This window comes from Rickettsia senegalensis (assembly GCF_056135685.1).
Genome location: NZ_JBVYTQ010000001.1, coordinates 637,569 through 662,431, shown reverse-complemented (window position 1 = coordinate 662,431; position 24,863 = coordinate 637,569). Strand labels below are relative to the sequence as shown.

Sequence of the window (24,863 nt, the reverse complement as noted above, 5' to 3'; positions counted from 1 at the left end):
TTAAAAATTTATAGATGTGATATTTTTGCTTCTATTGAAAAGTATGTTGCTTTAAATAACGTTATTATCAGCGTTAACATTTATAAAATTTTTAAAAAATATATGCACTATGAGTAAATAGTTTTATATTTATAGTATTTCAACTTTTTGTGTAATTTTACACTTGCATATTATGCTGGTTTAAGTTATTAATTATAAATCAATGACAGCATATAGGAAGCATAAAAATGAGAAAACAACCATTGTGTTTTAATTTTACTAAAAATAATCTTTTAAAAATCGAACCCGCTAGAGAAAAAAGAGCCCTTTACAAAGATACTAAAGAAAAAGGATTGGTACTTATAGTATCTTACGGCGGCAGTAAAACTTTTTACCTAGCCCAAATGGTAAAAGATGAATATAAAAGGGTCAAACTAGGTCGTTTTCCTGATTTACCTGTTGAAGAAGCAAGATTAAAAGCAGCTAAACTTAAATATAAAATAGCTATGGGTGAATATTCCACTAATAAAACATATTCTTCAACTAAAAATGTTAAGAAAAATTTCAAGACGGCCTTAAAGCGTCTGTTGCTAAGCCTGCCGAATATCTACAACTTAAGTTGGAAGAAACTGAGATAGAGAAAAAGATTCTACCTTTTCATAATAAAGTTTTTTCACTTCAAGTGTATAAAAAACTGCAAAAACTTTCTGATGATTTTTCAGAGAAAAAAGACTTTGGGCACCCCCCAAAAACAATCGACAAAAGGAGTAGAATTTTCTAGAAACAAAGGAGGAGATTCTATAAATGACAATATCAAAGCACAGTGATAGCCAAATCATGTCTATCTTAAAGCAAGCGAGCGGTGGGATGCCTGTAGCGTCTATACTGAGAGAGCACAAAATACCATCAGCGACATTTTATAAATGGAGATCAAAGTATGGTGGTATGGCTTTACCGATGATTACTAAATTAAAGGAGTTAGAATCGGAAAATGCACGGCTTAAAAAGATGTATGCTGAGGAAAGGCTAAGAGCTGATATATTAAAGGAAGTACTTGAAAAAAAGTTAGGAAGCCATCTCAAAGGCGGGAGATGGCTAAAATAATATCTGGAGAAAAAGATATTTCTATAAGGAGTGCATGCAAGATCTTTGGTGTCAGCGAAACATGCTATAGATATAAAAGGAAGCTATCATCTGAGGATGATATTATAGCAGGCCAGCTAATGCGTTTAGTAGGTGATCAAAAGAACTGAGGCCTTGGCCTCTGCTTTTTATATTTACGTAATATCAAAGGTTTTGGTTGGAATCATAAACGTGTATACAGGATATATAAGGAGCTAGCCCTTAATATGAGAATAAAGCCTAAGAAGAGATTACTTAGAGCAAAGCCTAAAAAGCTTATAGTGTCTAAAACAATAAATGATTGCTGGTCCATGGATTTTATGCACGATAGTTTAGAGAATGGTAGGAAATATCGTTTATTTAATGTGATTGATGACTTTAATAGAGAGAGCCTTGGTACTGAGACTGATTTTTTATTGTCAGCAGGAAGAGTTATCAGGTCACTAGATCAAATTATAGAATGGCGAGGTAAGCCAAAATCTATACGTTGTGATAATGGACCTGAATATATCAGTAAATTATTGAGCAAGTGGGCAAAAGAAAAGAATATCAAGTTATTATTCATTCAGCCAGACATGCCTCAGCAAAATGCATATATTGAAAGATATAATAGAACTGTAAGATATGATTGGTTAAATCAGTATTTATTTGGTTTGTAATAGTTGAGATTTAATCTTACATTTAGTAAAATTAAGATAATATTAAATGGAGGATTAGAGATGAATCTAAATCAAAAAATAATAAAGCCAAAAATAGGATTACTAGAATTAGCTAGGAGTCTTGGTAGTATATCGTCAGCATGTAAAGCTATGGGTTACAGTAGAGACAGTTATTATAGGTTTAAAGAGTTATATGAAACAGGAGGAGAAGAAGCATTATATGAGATTAGTCGGAAGAAGCCAATTATAGCGAATAGAGTTGATCCTGCCGTAGAGAGAGCAGTATTAGATATGGCAATAGAATACCCCGCTTATGGTCAGCTGCGAGTATCAAATGAGCTTAAAAAGACTGGTATTCTTGTATCACCTGGAGGAGTTAGATCTATTTGGCTACGTAATGATTTAAATAATATCAATAAAAGACTTAAAGCATTAGAAGCCAAAATGGCTCAGGATGGTATTGTTCTTACCGAAGCTCAGTTACAAGTATTAGAGAAACGGCGTAGCGAGAAAGAAGCTCATGGTGAGATTGATACACAGCATCCAGGTTATCTAGGATGCCAAGACACATATTATGTAGGTAATTTTAAAGGCATAGGCAAGGTATATTCTCAAGTGTTTATTGATAGTTACACTCGGGTTGCAGAGGCTAAACTATATACTGATAAAACAGCACTTACCGCTGCTGACATGCTTAATGATAGAGTGTTACCATGGTATGAGAGTCAGCAAATACCAGTACTTCGTATTTTAACTGATAGAGGTGGTGAGTATAAAGGTAATATAGAACATCATGCTTTTGAATTGTTCTTAAGCATTGAGGGTATTGAGCATACTACTACTAAAGCATATTCTCCTCAAACAAATGGTATGTGTGAACGTTTTAATAAAACTATGAAACAAGAATTCTTTGATACTGCTATGCGTAAAAAGATCTATACTGATCTTGATGATCTACAACTAGATCTTGATATTTGGCTAGAATATTATAATAATGAAAGACCGCATTCCGGTAAATATTGCTATGGAAAAACACCTATGCAGACTTTTATGGATAGTAAAAAGTTAGCTGTTGAAAAGAATAACGAAATCTTATATCTTGAATACTCATCTGACAGTCATAACTTATCAGACATTCAGATATAATTTTTATAATGTCTGTAAGATTAAATCTTGACTTCTACACTCAACTCAATGGCTTTGGTCTTATAATAACGAAAGACCTAATATGGCTATTGGCGGTATAACACCAATACAAAAATTAGCTCTCGCAACTTAACTCTCTACTCTCTATTGCGATTAAAAATGGGAGGATTACCGCTCCTCCTTGCCTCTGTTCCCCTCCATAATATAACTCTTTTAAATATTCTTCACAAAATGTGAAAATTATTGTTCCTCTTTTCTTTAAACTTCTGTTATATTCTTTCCAGTTGCAAACTTTTTGTAGCTTTGACATACACACTTGTGGTTAAGTTTTTTGTCAATTTACTACTTTTCTTAGTTCGCAGCTACTTTTTTTATATCTACGCAACAAGGTCTTGCAGGAATGACGATGAAACCGAACCGTGCAACAAAATCGGTATGACATCGTAGTGTTTTTCAGATCCAAAATAGCATATATCGCTTTAAAAATATATTTATTTTTCTTTTAAACGATCAGCTATTAGCTGATATGATTCAAAAGCTTTATGAGGCTCGTTTTCAAGCAATTCAAATCCCAATTTTTCATTACTGTTAATATGCCATAACCTACAATTATCCGGACTAATTTCATCAGTTAACATAATGATAGATTCTTCACCGTTAAACACACGCCCAAATTCTAATTTACATTCAACAAGCCGAATCCCGATTCCGATAAATAAGCCGCTTAGAAAATCATATATACGCAAAGCCTGCTCTTTTACCGCTTTAACTTCATCCCTAGTTAACCAGCCGAAACTTAATATTTGATACTCATTAACTATCGGATATTTAAATTCACGACTTCGGACCTTAAAATCAATGATCGGTTTATCAAATACATACCCTTCGTCCATACCGAATTCTTTTACAAATCTACCGCACGCTACCGATGATATTATTACTTGTACCGGAAAAATCTCAACATATTGAATTAATTGCTCCCTCATATTTATTTTTTCAATAAAATGATTTTCAATGCCGTTCATTTCCAGTTTATCCATTAGAAAGGAAGAAATATTATTATTAAGTACCCCCTTGCCTGAGACCTCAATAATTTCACCGCTTTCTAAGGTAACATTATCGGAAAAGGCCATTATAAGTAAAAAATCTTCTTCGGCGGAATATAAAATTTTACTTGAACCTTTGTAAAGTTGTGTTTTCATTTGTTATTTTCTCAAAATTCATTTTCATCGTCATTGCAAGCGGGCATTGTGACGTGGACCAATTTTTCCGTCATTCCCTCGCAAGGCGTTGTTGCGTGGAGATTAAAAAAAGTCAATATAGCGCTTAGAGTATAAAAATAATTAAATTTTATATAATTCTAAAAGCTATATTGAGCTTTCCCAAGGGCAATCATTTCATTTAATATATTTATCTTAGTAATTACTTCGTTTTTTCTTCCTTTCTCTGTTTTTTGTTGTAAGTTAAAGCCAAACGTTCGCTTCAACCTAAACATAAACGATTCAACCCTTGACCTTTGATGATGTAGAAGTCAAGATTTAATCTTACAGACATTATAAAAATTATATCTGAATGTCTGATAAGTTATGACTGTCAGATGAGTATTCAAGATATAAGATTTCGTTATTCTTTTCAACAGCTAACTTTTTACTATCCATAAAAGTCTGCATAGGTGTTTTTCCATAGCAATATTTACCGGAATGCGGTCTTTCATTATTATAATATTCTAGCCAAATATCAAGATCTAGTTGTAGATCATCAAGATCAGTATAGATCTTTTTACGCATAGCAGTATCAAAGAATTCTTGTTTCATAGTTTTATTAAAACGTTCACACATACCATTTGTTTGAGGAGAATATGCTTTAGTAGTAGTATGCTCAATACCCTCAATGCTTAAGAACAATTCAAAAGCATGATGTTCTATATTACCTTTATACTCACCACCTCTATCAGTTAAAATACGAAGTACTGGTATTTGCTGACTCTCATACCATGGTAACACTCTATCATTAAGCATGTCAGCAGCGGTAAGTGCTGTTTTATCAGTATATAGTTTAGCCTCTGCAACCCGAGTGTAACTATCAATAAACACTTGAGAATATACCTTGCCTATGCCTTTAAAATTACCTACATAATATGTGTCTTGGCATCCTAGATAACCTGGATGCTGTGTATCAATCTCACCATGAGCTTCTTTCTCGCTACGCCGTTTCTCTAATACTTGTAACTGAGCTTCGGTAAGAACAATACCATCCTGAGCCATTTTGGCTTCTAATGCTTTAAGTCTTTTATTGATATTATTTAAATCATTACGTAGCCAAATAGATCTAACTCCTCCAGGTGATACAAGAATACCAGTCTTTTTAAGCTCATTTGATACTCGCAGCTGACCATAAGCGGGGTATTCTATTGCCATATCTAATACTGCTCTCTCTACGGCAGGATCAACTCTATTCGCTATAATTGGCTTCTTCCGACTAATCTCATATAATGCTTCTTCTCCTCCTGTTTCATATAACTCTTTAAACCTATAATAACTGTCTCTACTGTAACCCATAGCTTTATATGCTGACGATATACTACCAAGACTCCTAGCTAATTCTAGTAATCCTATTTTTGGCTTTATTATTTTTTGATTTAGATTCATCTCTAATCCTCCATTTAATATTATCTTAATTTTACTAAATGTAAGATTAAATCTCAACTATTACATATAATCCGGTATTCTTAAATCCTTACCCGCAAATATTTTGCTAAACATTCCTTCTGCAAATCCGCTTGTTGCTCGCCATGGCAATCTTAATAACAGCTTAATTGTTAGCAAATATTCATACATCTTGCTATTATATCTTCTCGCTCCTCCTTGCCTCTGTTCCCCTCCATAATATAACTCTTTTAAATATTCTTCACAAAATGTGAAAATTATTGTTCCTCTTTTCTTTAAACTTCTGTTATATTCTTTCCAGTTGCAAACTTTTTGTAGCTTTGACATACACACTTGTGGTTAAGTTTTTTGTCAATTTACTACTTTTCTTAGTTCGCAGCTACTTTTTTTATATCTACGCAACAAGGTCTCCTCGCGTGGACGCCAAATCGTCATTGCGAGGAGCGAAGCGACGTGGCAATCTCATGAGATAATAACAAACTCCTGAGATTGCTTCGTCAAAATTTTCAATTTTTCCTCGCAATGACGGTATCCAAACATAACATCAAAACCCTCGAAGATCATTCGGACCGATAATTGCCGATGTAGTAATACTACTAAATATTTTACTCGCCGTATTAATAATGTCACCTGCTTTTATATTCATTATAATTTCCATAATCTCTTCAGGAGGAATATATTTACCGAAAGCTGCATAGTTTTTACCAATTTCTTCTGATTTATAAGCTACTTTTTCTTGTGCCATCAACAAATTACTTCGTAGTTGCGTTTTAGCTCTAATCATCTCTTCTTCATTAACTTTCTCAGTCATCTTGGTTATTTCGGTTTTAAGCTCTTTGTATAATAACTCTAATTTATCATGTGCTGTACTTGCATAAATAGTAAATACCCCACTATCAGAATATGTACTATTATAACTACCTACCGCATATGCAAGACCTAATTTTTCACGAATATGCTGAAATAAACGTGAAGACATACCACCTCCGAATATTATAGCAAGTAACTGAGTTCGGTAAAGCCTTTCTAAGTTAATATAAGGCGTTCCTTCAAAACCAAGGATTAAAGTAGTCTGCTCCAAATCCTTATTGATAAAGCTATTACCTCCTATATATTTTGCAGGAAGAAAATTACTTTTTTCTCCTTGCTTTAAAGAGGAAAACAATCGCTCTGCACTACTTACTATTTTATCGTGATCAACATTACCGGCAACCGATAAATACAAATTTCCAGCGTTATAATGTTTATCTATAAAACTCAAAAAATGCTCTTTAGTAAAACTAGATAATGTTTTGCTTGTTCCAAGAATCGGTTTACCGAGCGGCTGGTCCTTATAAACACTGCTATAAAACTTCTCATATATTAAATCATCCGGATTATCATGGGCTTGGGCTATTTCCTGTAATATTACCTGATATTCTTTTGCTATCTCTTCTTCAGCAAAGATAGAATTGTGTATTATATCGCTAAGTATATTAAGTGCTTTATCACAATTTTCGGATAATACTCGTGCATAATATATTGTTTTTTCATGACCTGTATAAGCGTTAAAATGACCTCCTATCTCGTCAAATTCTTCGGCTATTTGTTTTGCCGTTCTTGTTGTTGTACCTTTAAAAGCCATATGCTCAAGAAAATGAGAAATGCCCTCTTCTTCAGGATTTTCATAACGGCTTCCGACTTTAACAATTAAATTTATTGCTGCCGAATTAACATAAGGCATATTATACGTCAAAACCGTTAAGCCGTTTTTTAATTTACTAACGTTAAAATTTGCTTTCATAAGTTACTTTATTTTTTAAATCGTCATTACGAGGAGATGCAAAACATCGACGAAGCAATCTCAGAAGTTTGTTTATTATTTCATGAGATTACCACGCTCCTTACAGTCGCTCGCAATGACGTTTTTTGATTTAAGCGACGACTCTCTTAATTTTGCAAGCCTTAGAAATCTTGCAAAGGTAAAAATCATTGAATCTACAAAACCGCCAAAACCGAATACAAAATAGCGCCTGATAAAAAACGCTTTAAAAAACCACCATATCATTTCAGTTGTTAAACGAAAATTTGAAAGTTTTTTTCCTTGCCCAACTAGATCTTTTGCTTGCTCGCTAGAGTAAAAATTTGCTTTAGCCACTAGCTGCTCAATTGAAGTACCGGAATAATGATAGGTAGCTCCATTTAATAGATAAATTTTACCTGCAAAATCAACATCTTTGTTAAATACCACCGAATCATGAGTAGTACTATTTAATGTATTTGCAAAGCTTGCAAATTTTTTATTATACAACCGAGTACATTTATTAAACGGAGCAAACATTCGTGGCTTTTGGTCATTACGATGCATTATTAACAGCTTTATTTGATAAGCCAAATAACGATCTTGATTATGAGAGGCAAAAATATACTCTATTTCGTCTTGTAACTCTTTAGACAACTCCTCATCGGCATCAATATTAAGAATCCAATCATTTACGCAAAGGCTTTCGGCAAAAGATTTCTGCCCTACATAGCCAAGCCACGGTTTTACTATTACCTTTGCTCCTAATTGTTCAGCGATTGCTACCGTATCATCTGTGCTTTCGCTATCGACTACTATAACTTCATCAACAATATTTTTTACGCTATTTATAGCTCGTGCTATTCTTGCCGCTTCATTTTTGGTAATAATAAATGCTGAGATTTTTTCCATATATCTATACTTTAAATGTCATTGCATATATCCGATGTCATTCCTACAAAAGCAGGAATCCAAAAAAATATAAATACAGCAATTTTTTAAAATTAAAAGTTCATTCTATCTCGCTTTATTATGGATTCCTGCTTTCACAGGAATGACATCGAACACTTTTCTCAAACCATGCAACAAGACCTATTTTAGCTAGGAACGACATTACTGCACTGTACTAACAATAATTTTACCCTATCGCCCTAAACACCAGCTTAACTATATAAGTTAAAAGTAGCGTGGATAATAATCCGCTGAGCCATAGAATAATGAACCATTGCCACCCTTTTAGACAAGAGGTTATTTTTTTAATATATCGGATGATGAGATGATTTGCCACGGAATATATAATAACAATAGAAAGTATATCCAAGTATGACAGGCAGGAATATCCCAGCCCCTATTAACAGTAAAGACTGTGACTCCGGTGCTGCTGCTGCGGTTTCGAGCGTAACTTTATAAGGAACGATATATGGCCATATACTTATTGCAAGCCCTAAATATCCTAATAAAAATAACAAGATCGTATAAATAAACGGCTTTACTTCTTTTTTTTGCTTAACGGCTTTAATTAACTTAATAAATATTAAAGCAGTTACAATAGGTACAATCGATAAATAGTAAATATTAGGTACACTAAACCAACGATGATTTATGTGGTTATTTAAGAAAGGAACCCATAAGCTCACAAGTCCCATAAAAAGTGCAACGTAAAATAAAATATATAAAGCAGATTTATAAGCCCAATCTTGTGTTTTCTTTTCTGTTTTCAGAATAAGCCAAGTAGCACCCAAGAGTGCATACCCGAATATTAATGCTATCCCCGTCATAACGGAGAAGGGAGTAAGAAAATCAAAGCTCCCTCCTGCAAATTCTCGTCCTTCTATCTCTATTCCTTGGACAAACGTACCAAGCATTAAACCTTGACAAAAAACAGCAAGCATAGAGCCAAAATGAAAGGCGTAATCCCAAATATAACGATGACCTACATGAGCCTTAAAACGGAATTCAAAAGCTACGCCTCGAAAGATTAAGCCAAGTAACATCAATGTAATAGGAATATATAAAGCCGGCATTAATAGCGAATATGCCAGCGGGAAAGCTGCAAATAAACCGCCGCCGCCAAGTACTAACCAAGTTTCGTTACCGTCCCAAAAAGGAGCAATAGAATTGATCATTTTATGACGGCAATCATCAGTAGGTGCAAACGGAAATAAGATTCCTACTCCTAAATCAAAACCGTCCAATAAAACATATAAACAAATAGCGGTAGCTATAAGACCACCCCAAACAAGCGGTAAATCTATATAAGGTGCAAAGTTTAACATATATTATCTTTATGTGTTTAAATATTTTATGCCATCCCCGCATGACATTGTTGCGTGGATCAATTTCACCTCTGTCATCCTGTGGCTTGACCACGGGATCCAGTTAAAATACTAAAATTATTAGTATTTTTTGTTGTTTTTATGGGTCCCGTGGTCAAGCCACGGGGTGACACAGTTGGTTTTACAGGTCCACATGGGAATGACATAAATCACAACCGATTACTTAATCCAATCTCTCCGTACGTTTCTTTATTATCTATCGCTTCTATACCTTTCTTTATTAAATGCATTATATAATATATACCCGCTCCGAAAATGATCACATATACTACTACAAAAGCAATTAGAGAGATAAATACATATTTGCCGAGTACCGGTGATACCGTATCTGCGGTTTTTAAAATATTATATACTATATAAGGTTGTCTACCTACCTCGGTTACGAACCAACCAGCAAGTACTGCAATAAAACCTGAAGGTGACATTAATATATACCAATATTGAAACCATTTCGTAGCATATAATCTTTTCTTCAAGTAAAGATATAACCCCGCAATACCTGTAAATACCATTAAGAAACCGATTCCTATCATAATACGGAAGCTGAAAAATACGACTAGCACCGGCGGACGCTCTTCTTTTGTCCATTCTTTTAACCCTTTCACTTCACCGTCTAAGCTATGCGTTAAAATTAAACTACTAGCATAAGGTATTTCCACAGCATATTTTGTTTTTTCTTCTTCCCCATCAGGAAAGCCGATAAGATTAAAAGCCGCTCCTTTTTCCGTATTCCAAATACCTTCCATAGCCGAAACTTTAACCGGCTGATATTTAAGAGTATTTAAACCATGCAAATCGCCGATAAATATTTGAATAGGAGCAACGATTAACGCCATTAACACCGCCATAAAAAGCATAATTTTAGCGTGCTCTTTATAACGATTATTTAGTAAATAAAAGCTAGCTACACCACCGATAACAAAAGAAGTAGTTAAATAAGCCGCCGTAATCATATGGAAAAAACGATATGGGAAAGAAGGGTTAAAGATAATTTCTAGCCAATTTAAAGGGAAAAAGAACCCATCGCCTCGCAGTTCAAAACCAGCAGGCGTATGCATCCAGCTACCAGCTGCAAGTATCCAAAAAGCTGAGATTACAGTACCAGCAGCAACTATTAACGTAGAAATAAAATGTACTTTTTTACTGACTTTATTAAAGCCGAATAACATTATACCTAAAAAAGAAGATTCGAGGAAAAAGGCAGTAAATACTTCAAAACCGAGAAGCGGACCAAGGACATTTCCAACCTTATCTGAAAAATTAGACCAATTAGTACCGAATTGATAAGACATTACAACGCCCGAAACTACTCCCATACCGAAAGTAACGGCAAAAATCTTCACCCAAAATTTATATATTTCTTGATAAACCGGCTTTTTTGTTTTTAACCATAACCCTTCAATTACCGCTAAAAAGCTTGCAAGCCCTATAGTAAAAGCAGGAAATATTATATGAAAACTTATGGTAAAAGCAAACTGAATCCTCGATAATAATAATTGATCAAATTCCATATTTAAGCTGCTGTTTTAAGATAATATGCTTTTTGACAATAACAATATACTCCAAGTATAATGAATTAAGTAGACGAAGTTTAATTTGGAAAAGAGCAAGAGTCCATAAGACGAGGAGCGGAGCGTATACTTAAATACGTGAGCGCCACAGTACTTATAGGACGACGCAGCCAATTTTTCAAATTAAACGAGTATACAGTATTTGATTTAATCAGCGGCCTTTGCTATTATTAAATTCTATCTGATTAGTTTTAACAAATTTTCCTTTTTCGGAGTTCCAATTATAATGAACATTTACTATTCTTACTTCTGTAACATTAATATCACCATTGGACAATTGAGTTACATCATGCCCTTTTCGGATAGAATCCGTAATTAATAAACTTGCTTGACAAATATATTTTACATCAAAGAACGGAGAATCGTCTTCCTTAGACTTTTCTTGTGCTTCTAAAAAATGATTAGATAATTCTTTTTCTTGCATTTCTAATGATTTTGAAGTTATTTTCTGAATTTTGTAGCATTATTTAAGGTAAGAAGCAAGGCTTGTTTATTATTTTTCCATAGATTTAATATTTTTAGGTATATTTTTGCAAAATAATTAAATTAAAATATGCTCTGAAATAACACGAATTAATATATTGTTTTAAAATTGAGGTACATTATCGTGATAAAATACCCTACTTTATCTAAATCAACATTTAGCTTAGGTATTTATTTTTTAAAATTCGATAAAGTTAAAATTACTTTATTGACTGTAATCTGTATTTTACTCGGTATGATTCCGACAATTGATAGTATATTACTTCAGAAAATCATTGATCTAATCGAATCTTTCAGTGATGAGAACGCAAATAACCTTTTATCTTCCATGATTTACTGGGCAGTATTTTATGCTCTTTGGTGGGAGAGTATTAATATAGCATATCGTTCATATGATTATTTGTATCTAAAGACTATGCCCGTAATAAAAGGAAAAATACTAAATGAACTTTATAATTATACTCAATATCATAGCCATAAATTCTTTCAGGATAATTTAGCCGGACATATTAGCAATCGTATTACCGAAACCGCAAGATCGTTTGAGATGATTATTTCTATATTCGGTGAAAAAATTCTTCGTAAACTAGCTATTATCGTATTTGCATTAATTGCTTTATATTCCGTACATTACGTTTTTGCTACGATATTTATTTTATGGATTACAGTTTTTTTAGGGCTGAGTGTTCTTTTCTCGGATAAAATCAATAAATACTCATTAAATTATGCTAGAAGCCAATCTTTTGTTGCCGGTAGTATCGTAGATGCAATTAGCAACATTAATGCGGTTAGAATGTTTACGGCTCATAAATTTGAACGTCAACATCTAGAAACAAGAGTAGAAAATGCCGTAGCAGATGAGCAGACTATGCAAATCTTCATGTTCAAATTGCGTTATGCTCTTGGAACTTCTTGTTCAATAATGATTTTTATAATGATTTATTATTTATCTAAGCTTCGTAGCGAATTATCTATAAGCATAGGTGATTGCGTATTAGTGCTAACATTATGTATAAATGTAGCAGACGATATTTGGGATTTAACGCAAGAAATAGGTGATATGTTCGAGCAGATCGGGGCATTTAATCAAGGCTTATCCCTAATGGCACCGCATATTATAACGGATATTGAAAACGCTACTCCTTTAGATATCAAAGAAGGGATTATTGAATTTAGAAATGTTACCTTTAATTATCACCATAATAATAATCTATTTTATAATAAATCGGTATTAATTCCAAGTAAGCAAAAAGTGGGGCTAGTTGGTTTTTCCGGTTCAGGGAAAACCACTTTTATTAGTTTACTCACTAGATTACATGATATAGAAGAAGGAATGATTTTAATCGATAATCAAAATATTAAAAACGTAACTCAAGATTCTTTAAGAAAAGCCATTAGCCTTATACCTCAAGAACCGGTACTTTTTCATCGTACTATTTTAGATAATATCAGATATGGAAAAAAAGAAGCTACTCTTGAGGAGGTTATAGAAGCGGCAAAATCTGCACATATTCATGATGTTATCGATAATCTACCGGACGGTTACGATACTATGTGTGGAGAGCGAGGAAATAATTTATCAGGCGGTCAGCGTCAAAGAATTATTATAGCAAGAGCCATCTTAAAAAATGCTCCTATTTTAATTCTCGATGAAGCAACAAGTAGCTTAGATAGCGAGACGGAAAGCCTGATTCAAGAGTCAATGGATTATTTAATGCAAAATAAAACCGTGATAGTCATTGCCCACAGATTATCTACTTTACTCAATATGGATAGAATTTTAGTTTTTGAAAAAGGTAGTATAATCGATGACGGCAGCCACGCAGAATTACTAAAAAATAGTAAGCTATATCAAAAATTATGGAACTCCCAAGTGAAGGGGCTGATAGTGTGAGGATAGGTTGCTTACCGTCATTGCGAGAAGGTATTGTTGCGTGGATACCCCAGCCGTCATTGCGAGAAGAAACTGAAAGTTTCGACGAAGCAATCCAGTAAAAAATTCTGTAAATCAGATTTTTTTAATTATTTTCCTAGATTGCAACGTCGCTTCGCTCCTCGCAATGACGAAAAATTGATCCATACAACAACAAAACCTTTAAACTAAGTCAGTAGTTCCCCTGTTTCCCCTGTTACGTCAACTTGAAACCCGCTTTTTTTCAGTAAATCCAGTGTAGTATTATACGTTAACTCATCATCAAATGTTATCTGACCTTCAACGTCACCTTTCATAATATCTGCAATTTTTACAAGGCAGGCAAACTTCAAAGACGGTGCCAATTTATCTATCTTTGCTCTTAATTTTATTAGCGGTTGTTCTATAGAATCATCCGAATCTAAACTCACTTGTTTTGAAAATTTATCTAGTTCCTGTAGCTTATTAATATAATCAAGCTTATCCTTAGAACCGCGTTTTATAACCGGCCATATTTCTGATTTCCATTGAATAAATACAGCTAAATCTTTCTTGTCAATATCCTTAATTGCCGTGTAATCATTCCGACGAAATGCCGATTCAAGCGTTAAAAGTGCTCTCAGAGGTTTATACATTATTTCCATGTCATAGAACATTTGACAGTCAGAATCGAGCCTATCCGGATTAGCTCCGTATTGTAAAAATACTTTAATCATATCTATTTGACTTTGCTTATCCTGACCCTCAGAACTGCTACCTAAACATGTTAATTTTTCAAATATGGTCTTTGCACTGCTTTTAAATTCCATATTAGCACCATAAGCAAGCAACTTGGTTACCATAGCTATATCTTGGTTTCTGAAAGTAGCTTTTTCTAAACAAGAGAGAATTTGGTTTCCCATGTAATTAGGATCGACCCCATTTTCAAGTAGAAATGCTACCATATCGGGACGCTCGGCTTCTATAGCACTATATAAAGGCGGGCTATAATATTATCACTAAAGTTTACATCCGCTCCTTTTTTAATTAAAAGCTCAGCTATCTCTTTCTGATTATTCTTGCACACAAAATATAAAAGACACCCGCTATCATTCAATATATAAACTACTTCATTTGGAGCAATACTGAAAGCTGTTAACAAAGTATTAACTAAATCGTAATCACCTTGCTGAATTGCTTTAGCTGTAAAATCTCCAGGATTATTTGCTAGGTCGTGCCTCCGTATTGCAGTTTAGAGTAAATAGTCTATAATCCTCAAACAGTAATAAGAGAGAATTATAGTTAAGGAGTTATGGCAAAAATAGATGTTAAGTGTAGATATTGTAACAACACAGAAGAAGTAATAAAGTCAGGATATTCAATTTCAAAACAACAGAGATATCAATGCAAGCGGTGTAATCGATATTTTCAATTGGAGTATATTAATAATGCATCTAAGCCTGGAGTTAAGGAGCAAATAGTAGAAATGTCAATCAACGGCTCTGGAGTTAGAGATACAGTAAGAGTATTAAAAGTGGGTATCAATACAGTTATCCGTGTTTTAAAAAAATCTAGTATTAAAAAACAATAAATCATTCTATCAGTACAACAGAAGTAATTATTGCTCCTGAGATAGATGAACAATGGTCTTATGTACAGAATAAATCCAGACAACGATGGCTTTGGTATGCCTTGGATAAGATTTCGTTAAAAGTAGTTGCTTATACGTTTGGTACAAGATGTGATAGCACATTAGAATCATTACTGAAAAAACTAGAGAATTTCAAGGTGACTTTTTACTATACAGATGGATGGGGGAGTTATGCTAGGTTATTAGACCCTAAAAAGCATATTATCAGTAAAAAATACACTCAACGGATAGAACGAAGTAACTTGAACCTTAGAACGAGATGCAAGAGGCTTGCACGTAAGACAATCTGCTTTTCCAGGTCATTGGATATTCATGATAAGGTTATTGGTACTCTTATTGAACGTATAGCTTTTTAATAGGCATAACTGCAATATGGAGGCATGACCATATAATCTTGCCTCTAGCGGACTAATTCTTTCTCGATCCTTTGATACTAATAATACGTTTGCTGTCATATGTTTTTTCTTGATTGGATATTTACTATAAGACTTGAGATTATATAAAATATCTACAGTGGTCTTGCTATTTCTATAGTTTTACTTATAATGCCCTTTTTTGCAATAAAATTACGGATAGCTCCATAATGAATAACAATGACTTCATTGATACATGTTACAATAATCACAATATATTATATGTGCCTAAAAATAAGCATATTACTATTTCAGATCTGAGTCGCTATGGAAGATTAAAGCTCGCTCCTAAAAGTGGTGTATATAGTAAAATGGATGAGACTCGTGTATTTAATAAAGATGCATTTAAAACCATTGAACTAGAAATCAATCCTCCTGATACCTCAAGTAATGATTCAGATGGCATTTCATCTACTTCGAGTCAGCTATCTAGCGATTCTTCAAGCGTTTCATGCAGTTCTTGGTGTAGTTCTTTAGATATTTCAGATTTTCTTTCATCTGATGTGTAATAGTTGAGATTTAATCTTACATTTAGTAAAATTAAGATAATATTAAATGGAGGATTAGAGATGAATCTAAATCAAAAAATAATAAAGCCAAAAATAGGATTACTAGAATTAGCTAGGAGTCTTGGTAGTATATCGTCAGCATATAAAGCTATGGGTTACAGTAGAGACAGTTATTATAGGTTTAAAGAGTTATATGAAACAGGAGGAGAAGAAGCATTATATGAGATTAGTCGGAAGAAGCCAATTATAGCGAATAGAGTTGATCCTGCCGTAGAGAGAGCAGTATTAGATATGGCAATAGAATACCCCGCTTATGGTCAGCTGCGAGTATCAAATGAGCTTAAAAAGACTGGTATTCTTGTATCACCTGGAGGAGTTAGATCTATTTGGCTACGTAATGATTTAAATAATATCAATAAAAGACTTAAAGCATTAGAAGCCAAAATGGCTCAGGATGGTATTGTTCTTACCGAAGCTCAGTTACAAGTATTAGAGAAACGGCGTAGCGAGAAAGAAGCTCATGGTGAGATTGATACACAGCATCCAGGTTATCTAGGATGCCAAGACACATATTATGTAGGTAATTTTAAAGGCATAGGCAAGGTATATTCTCAAGTGTTTATTGATAGTTACACTCGGGTTGCAGAGGCTAAACTATATACTGATAAAACAGCACTTACCGCTGCTGACATGCTTAATGATAGAGTGTTACCATGGTATGAGAGTCAGCAAATACCAGTACTTCGTATTTTAACTGATAGAGGTGGTGAGTATAAAGGTAATATAGAACATCATGCTTTTGAATTGTTCTTAAGCATTGAGGGTATTGAGCATACTACTACTAAAGCATATTCTCCTCAAACAAATGGTATGTGTGAACGTTTTAATAAAACTATGAAACAAGAATTCTTTGATACTGCTATGCGTAAAAAGATCTATACTGATCTTGATGATCTACAACTAGATCTTGATATTTGGCTAGAATATTATAATAATGAAAGACCGCATTCCGGTAAATATTGCTATGGAAAAACACCTATGCAGACTTTTATGGATAGTAAAAAGTTAGCTGTTGAAAAGAATAACGAAATCTTATATCTTGAATACTCATCTGACAGTCATAACTTATCAGACATTCAGATATAATTTTTATAATGTCTGTGAGATTAAATCTTGACTTCTACAATATCTCATCAAACTTATTCTTAATTACATCATCGGTTATTTCTATTTGTTCTGCTTGTTCCTTCATAATTTTCCCCTTTGTTAATTCAATTAATAATGTTTTTGTATCATACAGAAAAAACAATTAGTCAATAGATATTAATTTATTAATAATTAGTCAATAAACTAGAATCTTATATTAAATATTGTAATATGCTGTTATAATCGCTTTTTTATTTACTAATATTTAAACAATGAAATTATCTGATTTTGACTTTGATTTACCAAGCCAACTTATCGCACAATATCCGGCTAGTGAACGTGACCACTCGGATTTACTAATTGCCGGGACAAAACCTATTAAAACTAAATTCTACAACATAATAGATTACTTAAAAGAAGGGGATTTATTAGTATTTAATAACAGCAAAGTTATTAAAGCTAAGTTACATTTAGGGAAAAATATTACAATAAATTTGAATCAAAAATTATCGAATGACAGTTGGTCGGCTTTTGCGAAGCCTGCTCGAAAACTTAATATAGGCGATGAGTTTTATTTTGATAATCATAAGGTAATTATTACCGAAAAACTTGCGATGGGTGAGATTAAGGTGAAATTTGAGCTTGATAATATCTCGGTATTTGAATTTTTGGACAAATACGGTGAAATGCCGCTACCGGTTTATATTAGGCGTTCTAAACGTCATTGCGAGGAAGAACAGAGTTCTGAAGAAGCAATCTCATCACAAAATCCTGAGATTGCCACGGCGTCCAAAAGGACGCCTCGCAATGACGATAAGCTAGACTCTCTACGCTATCAAACAATATATAGTCAAATAGAAGGCTCGGTTGCTACACCGACGGCAGGGTTGCACTTTACAAAGGATATACTTGGTAAGCTTGAAGCAAAAGGCGTACAAATTACATTTTTAACCTTACATGTAGGAGCCGGAACTTTTTTACCTGTAAAAACCGAAAATATTCATGAGCATAAAATGCACACCGAATATTGCTCTATTACTCCTGAAACTGCTGAAATCATCAACAAAGCAAAGCAAGAGGGAAGACGCATTATCGCAGTCGGCACTACAACGCTTAGAACCCTTGAGAGTTCTTGCAATAACGGCATTATAAAAGCAGGTGATTTTGAAACCGATATTTTTATAACTCCCGGCTTTAAATTCCAAACAGCCGATATACTGCTTACTAATTTCCATTTTCCGAAATCTACTTTATTTATGCTTATATGTGCTTTTGCCGGATTTAAAGAGATGCACGAATTATATAAATATGCTATAAAAGAACAAATGCGTTTTTTCAGCTATGGCGATGCAACAGTTTTGTATAGGAAGATATGAATAGTATCACAGAATATTCTTTTTTAACAAATCTTACTAAATTACCTTTTATCGAAGAGATTTGGCTTTTTGGTTCACGCGGGCGAGGCGATAATCATGAGAGAGCAGATATTGATATCGCCATTCTTTGCCCCAATGCAAGTAAAGATGATTGGCGGCAAGTTTTAGAAATAATAGATGATGCAGATACACTTTTAAAAATAGATTGTGTACGATTCGATACATTAAACGATGATGATAAATTTAAACAAAATATCATTAATTTTAAAAAAATTCTTTATAAAAAAGGTTCACACTAATGGAAGAAATATTTTGGAAAGGCTCTTTCCTAGCACTAGGGCAAGCTATACAACGTTTACATGAAGTTATAGAGCGCTCTAAGGTAGATAAAAATGATTATGTGTTAGATGCCTCTGTAAAAAGATTTGAATTTGTTATTGAATTATTTTGGAAAACCTTAAAAAAAATACTTAAACAGGAAAAGATTGAAAGTAATACTCCAAAAGATGTCCTAAGTAAAGCTTTTCAGTTTAGTCTTATCGATGATGAAAAAATGTGGCTTGGAATGCTTGATGACCGCAATAATACTTCTCATGTTTATAAATATGAGGATGCAAAACAAGTTTTTGAAAATATTAAAACATACCTACCGATTTTAGAAAAAACCTATAACAAATTAGATAAAAAATATTTTGGATGAGCAAATCCCCTACTTCATTAACATTAGATGCAAAACAAGCTGCTTTACTAGAAGAATTAAAACAGCTTGTAGCAGAACTTAATAAGCCTAACAGTTTATTCAAATTCTTTAATCAAAACAATTTAAAAAGCGGAATTTATTTATACGGTCCGGTGGGCAGCGGTAAAACTGTGCTGATGAATTCTTTTTTTGAAGAATTAACCACACCTAAAATGATAATACATTATCAGAACTTTATGCAGGAAGTACATAAATCTATGCATAAATTACAGACAGAAAATCAAAAAGATATCATCCCTAAAATTGCCAAAGATTATGCTAAAAAAACTAGAGTACTTGGAATAGACGAGTTTGAAATTAAAGACATCACCGATGCAATGATAATCGGTAGATTATTTAATGAATTAATAAAGCAGAATATTTTTATTTTTATCACCTCTAATACAATACCTAATAATCTTTATAAAGATGGGTTACAGCGAGAATCTTTTGTGCCTTTTATAAAAGTAATCAACAATAGCTTTTATGTCAAATGTCTAGATAATCACCATGATTACAGGTTTGATAAGGCTTTAGGAGTTAAAGGGGCAAGGATAATTTATCCCTTAACTTTAGAAAACCAAAACAAACTTGAAAAAATTATTACAGATATTAGTGATAATAATCTTATTTCTCAAAATATACAGGTTCTAGGTAGAGAAATATCGTTTCAAAAAGTGCATAAAAGAATATTAGTCACAGATTATAACGAATTATTTGCAAGAAACTTAAGCTATATCGATTATGTTAATATTTGTCAAAATTTCAACGTTATTATAGTTAAGAACGTTCAAATCATTCCATCTGATGATACAAATACAGCCGTTAGATTTATCAATTTTATCGATAATGCCTATTTCTATAAAATACTTTTATTTATGAGCCTAGAAGATAAGCCGAGTAAAATATATCAAGGTTCAGCACGAGCCGCAGAATTCAAACGAACTATTTCAAGACTAAATGAAATGAATAGCGAATCTTATTTGCTAGAGAATGACTTTAAGAATTAACTTCCTTAAGAGCTTGAAATATGAATATATTCTTTCAAAAATCTTATCAATTTTCGCTAAAAAAGCTCTTTAATTACTAATTAAAATTTATTTACAGATAGGCCTAAGAAATTTAATAAATTCATCAATATTGGTTTTTATATCGTCTTCTAAATACTCTTCTGTTGTCTGATCTACGTAAAAAGGATAATAATCACATGACATATAATTTGCCATTCTTTTATAAAAACTTCTAGGAGGAGTTGTACCATGATCAATCTCTACTAGTTTACATTTTGGAGTCGAAAAAATAAGGTTAGCAAATCCTGATCCATGCGGTCCAACTATTATTTTTGCTTTATTAAAAAGCTGGGCCTGTTTATACGGGGAGGATAGCTCTAGATATATTGCCATAAAACCAAGTTTCTCAATTTTTTCTATTAATTCTTCTTCATTAACTATTTTTCGGGTAGAAGTGTATTTACGAGAAATATATATTTTATCGTATGCTTTACTATTATCTTTAATAAAAAAATTTCTTAAATCTCTTTTTAACCATAAAGGCAAAATTATACCTTTTACCGGAATAAACGGTACAGATGGAACAATTAGTCTAGTAGCTTGAATTATACAATCGCTATTTACTACAAAAAGCTTATCTTCCGGTATATTTAAATAATTTAATACTATTTCTAATGACTTAATTTGCCATGAATATTTTAAATTATTAATATAGATACGGTCATATTCAAGATCCGATTCTTTTAATATAATTAATCTAGGCAAAATTTGTAGCAGCCAATGATACCAATTTTCAGAACCAGAAGATGAAACTACTGCTAATTTTCCATTAAAATATAAAGGATTTTCTGTATTAATATCTCGTTTCTTATTTAATAAACGATGTTGATCACCTGAGCTTGTTTGAGTATCTTGTAGAATATAACCTTCTTGAGTTAAAATTCCACCTTTATTAATTACTGTGCCATTTGGTAACTCTAAAATAAATTGTTCAGTATTTTTTCTTTAAATAACTTTTTAATTTCTATGTTAGATTTTAGCGATTCTATGGAAATAAGTTGATGTTTAATTCTTTAATGCATAAGCATTACTAATATAGAAGAGGAAGAGAATTATGAATATAAAATATCTCATAAAGAGAAAAGAAGATAATTAAAAATTTGCATTGCAAGCTTGGCAGCGACTTACTCTCCCATGCCTTATGACATAGTACCATTAGCGCTATGAGGTTTCACGTTCGAGTTCGGGATGGGATCGTGTGTTGCACTCATGCTATAACCACCAAGCTAGCAATACAAACTTTTAAAAAGATAGATTTGTATTATAGTTTGCTGTTAATGTTGCTGCATGACCTTTTCTAGATTTCTGCTTTTCCACACAAGTATCAACTTAATGGAAGTCACTAGACATTATCTCGTGATTTATTCACGGAATCCAAAAAAATATATAACTAATATCTATTACAAGTTGTTTCCTGGATACTGTGGTCAAGCCACGGTATGACATTGGTCATACAACAACATCTTATTCATTGATAAAGCTAATTTAACCTGATAACTTTGTGAGTTGACACTACATTTTTATAGAATTAACACTATATGCATATGTAATCTCACAGCAAAGTAAATCAATCGAGCTATTAGTATCAGTTAGCTACACACATTACTGTGCTTCCACACCTGACCTATCAACGTGGTGGTCTTCCACGGCTCTAATGGGGAAGTCTAGTTTTGAGGTGGGTTTCCTGCTTAGATGCATTCAGCGGTTATCCCTTCCGTACTTAGCTACCCAGCTGTGCCGTTGGCACGACAACTGGTCCACCAGGGGTACGTCCACCTCGGTCCTCTCGTACTAAAGGCAGATCCTCTCAAACTTCCTACACCCACGGCAGATAGGGACCGAACTGTCTCACGACGTTCTAAACCCAGCTCACGTACCACTTTAATCGGCGAACAGCCGAACCCTTGGGACCTTCTCCAGCCCCAGGATGTGATGAGCCGACATCGAGGTGCCAAACGATTTCGTCGCTATGGACGCTTGGAAATCATCAGCCTGTTATCCCCGGAGTACCTTTTATTCGTTGAGCGATGGCCCTTCCACTCGGGACCACCGGATCACTATGGCCGACTTTCGTCTCTGCTCGTCTTGTCAGACTCGCAGTCAGGCTAGCTTATGCCATTGCACTCTAAAAGTTGATTTCCGACCAACCTGAGCTAACCATCGCGCGCCTCCGTTACTCTTTGGGAGGCGACCGCCCCAGTCAAACTACCCACCATGCATTGTCTCGGATCCTGATTCAAGGATCTCGGTTAGATGTCAAGAACCAAAAGGGTGGTATCTCAAGGGTGACTCCACAAAGGCTGACGCCTTCGCTTCGTAGTCTCCCACCTATCCTGCACATCTGATTCCTAACACCAGTGCAAAGCTATAGTAAAGGTTCACGGGGTCTTTCCGTCTGACCGCGGGAACTCCGCATCTTCACGGAGAATTCAATTTCGCTGAGTCGATACTGGAGACAGTGGGGAAATCGTTACGCCATTCGTGCGGGTCGGAACTTACCCGACAAGGAATTTCGCTACCTTAGGACCGTCATAGTTACGGCCGCCGTTCACTGGGACTTCAATTCAGAGCTTGCACCCCTCCTTTTAATCTTCCAGCACTGGGCAGGCGTCAGACCCTATACGTCGTCTATTGACTTTGCAGAGCCCTGTGTTTTTAATAAACAGTCGCTACCCCCTAGCTTGTGCCACCTGCACATGGTTGCCCATATACAGGTCATCTTTCTTCCGAAGTTACAGATGCAATTTGCCTAGTTCCTTCAGCATCGTTCTCTCAAGCGCCTTGGTATACTCTACCTGTCCACCTGTGTCGGTTTCGGGTACGGTCTATAATGAAGGTGTTGTTTCCTGGAAAATATTCACTGCACAATCAATCCAATAAGACTGTACAATTTACTATTTTCGTCACATCCTTCAGGTTCAGGAATATTAACCTGATTCCCATCGATTACGCCTTTCAGCCTCATCTTAGGGGCCGACTAACCTTGCGCAGATTAACTTTACGCAAGAACCCTTGGACTTTCGGCGAGAATGTTTCTCACATTCTTTATCGCTACTTATGTCAGCATTCTCACTTCCGATACCTCCAGCAAGCCTTACGGTTTACCTTCACAGGCTTACGGAACGCTCCGCTACCAACTTGCACTTAGTGCAAATCCGCATCTTCGGTACATGACTTGAGCCCCGTTACATTGTTGGCGCAAGAAAACTTATTTAGACTAGTGAGCTATTACGCTTTCTTTAAATGATGGCTGCTTCTAAGCCAACATCCTAGTTGTTTTGGTCTTCTCACATCCTTTAACACTTAGTCATGATTTAGGGACCTTAGATGGCGGTCTGGGCTTTTTCCCTCTCGACTATGGACCTTAGCACCCATAGTCTGTCTGCTATGCTGTACTCGTCGACATTCGGAGTTTGATTGAGTTTGGTAAGTCTGTGGGACCCCCTAGCTCATTCAGTGCTCTACCTTCGACGGTAATCGCTATAACGCTCTACCTAAATAGATTTCGCGGAGAACCAGCTATATCCGAGTTTGATTGGCCTTTCACCCCTAACCACAGCTCATCCCCTACTTTTTCAACAGTAGTGGGTTCGGTCCTTCAGCGGATTTTACTCCGCTTTCAACCTGGCCATGGCTAGATCACCCGGTTTCGGGTCTAATTCATCTAACTAAACGCCCTATTCAGACTTGCTTTCGCTACGCCTACACCTAACGGCTTAAGCTTGCTAGATAAACTAAGTCGCTGACCCATTATACAAAAGGTACGCCGTCACAAGACATATAAATACGCTTGCTCCGACTGCTTGTAAGCATTTGGTTTCAGGTACTATTTCACTCCCCTTGTCGGGGTACTTTTCACCTTTCCCTCACGGTACTTGTTCACTATCGGTCACTAGAGAGTACTTAGGCTTAGAGGGTGGTCCCCCTATGTTCAAACAGGATTTCACGTGTCCCGCCTTACTCAAGGACTTCAAACTTTTTACCTATACGGGACTATCACCTTCTATGGTCAACCTTTCCATGTTGTTTTAGTTATTTTTTTGAAGTCACTGGCCTGGTCCGCGTTCGCTCGTCACTACTAACGGAGTCTCGGTTGATGTCCTTTCCTCCAGCTACTTAGATATTTCAGTTCGCTGGGTTTGCCTCATATAGCTATATATTCACTATACAATACCTAATAAATTAGGTAGGTTTCCCCATTCGGAAATCTTCGGATCAAAGTTTATTCGCAACTCCCCGAAGCTTATCGCAGCGTATTACGTCCTTCATCGCCTTCTAGTGCCAAGGCATCCACCAAATGCTCTTATTATATTTACTTAACGCTTT

General features: G+C 34.6%; 23 protein-coding genes, 2 rRNA genes and 2 pseudogenes. 12 read left to right on the top strand and 15 right to left on the bottom strand.

The window, feature by feature from the left end; translation table 11 throughout:
• Positions 1-227 precede the first annotated feature (227 nt).
• From AC0ODJ_RS03515 to AC0ODJ_RS03505, 3 genes and pseudogenes are all read left to right on the top strand, one after another.
• Entirely contained in the window at positions 228-617 is a 390-nt protein-coding gene (locus AC0ODJ_RS03515) for an Arm DNA-binding domain-containing protein (protein ID WP_474465042.1), read from the top strand.
• A 166-nt stretch (positions 618-783) separates the two neighbouring features.
• Positions 784-1,751, top strand: a pseudogene (locus tag AC0ODJ_RS03510) (IS3 family transposase); the annotation flags it as partial.
• A gap of 69 nt (positions 1,752-1,820) precedes the next feature.
• On the top strand, positions 1,821-2,906 hold the full coding sequence (locus AC0ODJ_RS03505) for an IS481 family transposase (RefSeq protein WP_127896995.1): 1,086 nt from the start codon (positions 1,821-1,823) through the stop codon (positions 2,904-2,906).
• A gap of 115 nt (positions 2,907-3,021) precedes the next feature.
• Here the strand turns inward: AC0ODJ_RS03505 and AC0ODJ_RS03500 are convergent, their stop codons facing one another.
• The 5 genes from AC0ODJ_RS03500 to AC0ODJ_RS03480 form a co-directional block, all read right to left on the bottom strand.
• A complete protein-coding gene (locus AC0ODJ_RS03500; RefSeq protein ID WP_474465040.1) occupies positions 3,022-3,216 on the bottom strand; it encodes a hypothetical protein in 195 nt (64 codons plus the stop codon).
• 181 nt (positions 3,217-3,397) lie between these two features.
• Complete coding sequence (locus AC0ODJ_RS03495; protein WP_218459858.1) at positions 3,398-4,108, bottom strand: phosphoribosylaminoimidazolesuccinocarboxamide synthase; 711 nt, start codon at positions 4,106-4,108, stop codon at positions 3,398-3,400.
• 158 nt (positions 4,109-4,266) lie between these two features.
• Positions 4,267-4,401 carry a hypothetical protein gene (locus AC0ODJ_RS03490; RefSeq protein ID WP_474465039.1) on the bottom strand — a complete coding sequence of 45 codons (135 nt, stop codon included), beginning with the start codon at positions 4,399-4,401 and terminating at the stop codon, positions 4,267-4,269.
• Between the two features lie 67 nt (positions 4,402-4,468).
• Positions 4,469-5,554: an IS481 family transposase gene (locus tag AC0ODJ_RS03485; protein ID WP_121834048.1), complete on the bottom strand. Its 1,086-nt coding sequence runs from the start codon at positions 5,552-5,554 to the stop codon at positions 4,469-4,471.
• A 60-nt stretch (positions 5,555-5,614) separates the two neighbouring features.
• Entirely contained in the window at positions 5,615-5,899 is a 285-nt protein-coding gene (locus AC0ODJ_RS03480) for a transposase (protein ID WP_474465038.1), read from the bottom strand.
• A gap of 63 nt (positions 5,900-5,962) precedes the next feature.
• Between AC0ODJ_RS03480 and AC0ODJ_RS03475 the strand changes: the two are divergent.
• A pseudogene (locus tag AC0ODJ_RS03475) lies at positions 5,963-6,103 on the top strand (polysaccharide polymerase); the annotation flags it as partial.
• A 13-nt stretch (positions 6,104-6,116) separates the two neighbouring features.
• On the opposite strand, the gene AC0ODJ_RS03470 reads toward AC0ODJ_RS03475, so the two are convergent.
• The 5 genes from AC0ODJ_RS03470 to AC0ODJ_RS03450 form a co-directional block, all read right to left on the bottom strand.
• On the bottom strand, positions 6,117-7,355 hold the full coding sequence (locus AC0ODJ_RS03470) for a M16 family metallopeptidase (protein ID WP_218460187.1): 1,239 nt from the start codon (positions 7,353-7,355) through the stop codon (positions 6,117-6,119).
• Positions 7,356-7,430: 75 nt separating this feature from the next.
• Positions 7,431-8,264, bottom strand: coding sequence for a glycosyltransferase family 2 protein (locus AC0ODJ_RS03465; RefSeq protein WP_218460186.1), 834 nt, complete (start codon positions 8,262-8,264; stop codon positions 7,431-7,433).
• Between the two features lie 344 nt (positions 8,265-8,608).
• Positions 8,609-9,628 carry a cytochrome d ubiquinol oxidase subunit II gene (gene cydB / locus AC0ODJ_RS03460; RefSeq protein WP_218460185.1) on the bottom strand — a complete coding sequence of 340 codons (1,020 nt, stop codon included), beginning with the start codon at positions 9,626-9,628 and terminating at the stop codon, positions 8,609-8,611.
• 209 nt (positions 9,629-9,837) lie between these two features.
• Positions 9,838-11,199: a cytochrome ubiquinol oxidase subunit I gene (locus AC0ODJ_RS03455; protein WP_218460184.1), complete on the bottom strand. Its 1,362-nt coding sequence runs from the start codon at positions 11,197-11,199 to the stop codon at positions 9,838-9,840.
• Between the two features lie 211 nt (positions 11,200-11,410).
• Entirely contained in the window at positions 11,411-11,683 is a 273-nt protein-coding gene (locus AC0ODJ_RS03450) for a DUF2671 domain-containing protein (RefSeq protein WP_218460183.1), read from the bottom strand.
• Between the two features lie 183 nt (positions 11,684-11,866).
• Here AC0ODJ_RS03450 and AC0ODJ_RS03445 point away from each other — a divergent pair, with 183 nt between their 5' ends.
• Positions 11,867-13,636: an ABC transporter ATP-binding protein gene (locus AC0ODJ_RS03445; protein ID WP_218460182.1), complete on the top strand. Its 1,770-nt coding sequence runs from the start codon at positions 11,867-11,869 to the stop codon at positions 13,634-13,636.
• Positions 13,637-13,842: 206 nt separating this feature from the next.
• Here AC0ODJ_RS03445 and AC0ODJ_RS03440 read toward each other — a convergent pair whose 3' ends face one another.
• Positions 13,843-14,598 (bottom strand): hypothetical protein, encoded by a 756-nt coding sequence (locus AC0ODJ_RS03440; RefSeq protein ID WP_256621193.1) that lies wholly within the window; start codon positions 14,596-14,598, stop codon positions 13,843-13,845.
• A gap of 17 nt (positions 14,599-14,615) precedes the next feature.
• Positions 14,616-14,720, bottom strand: a complete 105-nt coding sequence (locus AC0ODJ_RS03435) for a hypothetical protein (RefSeq protein WP_474465702.1) — start codon at positions 14,718-14,720, stop codon at positions 14,616-14,618.
• A gap of 225 nt (positions 14,721-14,945) precedes the next feature.
• Here AC0ODJ_RS03435 and AC0ODJ_RS03430 point away from each other — a divergent pair.
• The 7 genes from AC0ODJ_RS03430 to zapE all read left to right on the top strand — a co-directional run bounded on the left by AC0ODJ_RS03430 (position 14,946) and on the right by zapE (position 20,477).
• Positions 14,946-15,640 (top strand): IS1 family transposase gene (locus tag AC0ODJ_RS03430; protein ID WP_474465035.1). Its coding sequence is split into 2 segments (ribosomal slippage): positions 14,946-15,219 and positions 15,219-15,640, totalling 696 coding nucleotides; the frame shifts between segments, so codons are not numbered across the junction.
• Between the two features lie 281 nt (positions 15,641-15,921).
• Positions 15,922-16,206 (top strand): hypothetical protein, encoded by a 285-nt coding sequence (locus AC0ODJ_RS03425; protein ID WP_474465034.1) that lies wholly within the window; start codon positions 15,922-15,924, stop codon positions 16,204-16,206.
• Between the two features lie 60 nt (positions 16,207-16,266).
• Positions 16,267-17,352 (top strand): IS481 family transposase, encoded by a 1,086-nt coding sequence (locus tag AC0ODJ_RS03420; RefSeq protein ID WP_121834048.1) that lies wholly within the window; start codon positions 16,267-16,269, stop codon positions 17,350-17,352.
• Positions 17,353-17,624: 272 nt separating this feature from the next.
• A complete protein-coding gene (queA, locus tag AC0ODJ_RS03415; protein ID WP_474465033.1) occupies positions 17,625-18,728 on the top strand; it encodes a tRNA preQ1(34) S-adenosylmethionine ribosyltransferase-isomerase QueA in 1,104 nt (367 codons plus the stop codon).
• Positions 18,725-19,027, top strand: coding sequence for a nucleotidyltransferase domain-containing protein (locus AC0ODJ_RS03410; RefSeq protein WP_218460855.1), 303 nt, complete (start codon positions 18,725-18,727; stop codon positions 19,025-19,027). The genes queA and AC0ODJ_RS03410 overlap by 4 nt, the downstream gene beginning before the upstream one ends.
• Positions 19,027-19,428: an HI0074 family nucleotidyltransferase substrate-binding subunit gene (locus AC0ODJ_RS03405; protein WP_218460854.1), complete on the top strand. Its 402-nt coding sequence runs from the start codon at positions 19,027-19,029 to the stop codon at positions 19,426-19,428. Before AC0ODJ_RS03410 ends, AC0ODJ_RS03405 begins: the two co-directional genes overlap by 1 nt.
• Positions 19,425-20,477 (top strand): cell division protein ZapE, encoded by a 1,053-nt coding sequence (gene zapE / locus AC0ODJ_RS03400; RefSeq protein WP_218460853.1) that lies wholly within the window; start codon positions 19,425-19,427, stop codon positions 20,475-20,477. The genes AC0ODJ_RS03405 and zapE overlap by 4 nt, the downstream gene beginning before the upstream one ends.
• Positions 20,478-20,564: 87 nt before the next feature.
• Here zapE and AC0ODJ_RS03395 read toward each other — a convergent pair whose 3' ends face one another.
• The 3 genes from AC0ODJ_RS03395 to AC0ODJ_RS03385 all read right to left on the bottom strand — a co-directional run bounded on the left by AC0ODJ_RS03395 (position 20,565) and on the right by AC0ODJ_RS03385 (position 24,855).
• A complete protein-coding gene (locus tag AC0ODJ_RS03395; RefSeq protein ID WP_256621507.1) occupies positions 20,565-21,242 on the bottom strand; it encodes a glycosyltransferase family 61 protein in 678 nt (225 codons plus the stop codon).
• Positions 21,243-21,648: 406 nt separating this feature from the next.
• Positions 21,649-21,763 (bottom strand): 5S ribosomal RNA (gene rrf / locus AC0ODJ_RS03390).
• A gap of 332 nt (positions 21,764-22,095) precedes the next feature.
• Positions 22,096-24,855, bottom strand: a 23S ribosomal RNA gene (locus AC0ODJ_RS03385).
• Positions 24,856-24,863: the final 8 nt, after the last annotated feature.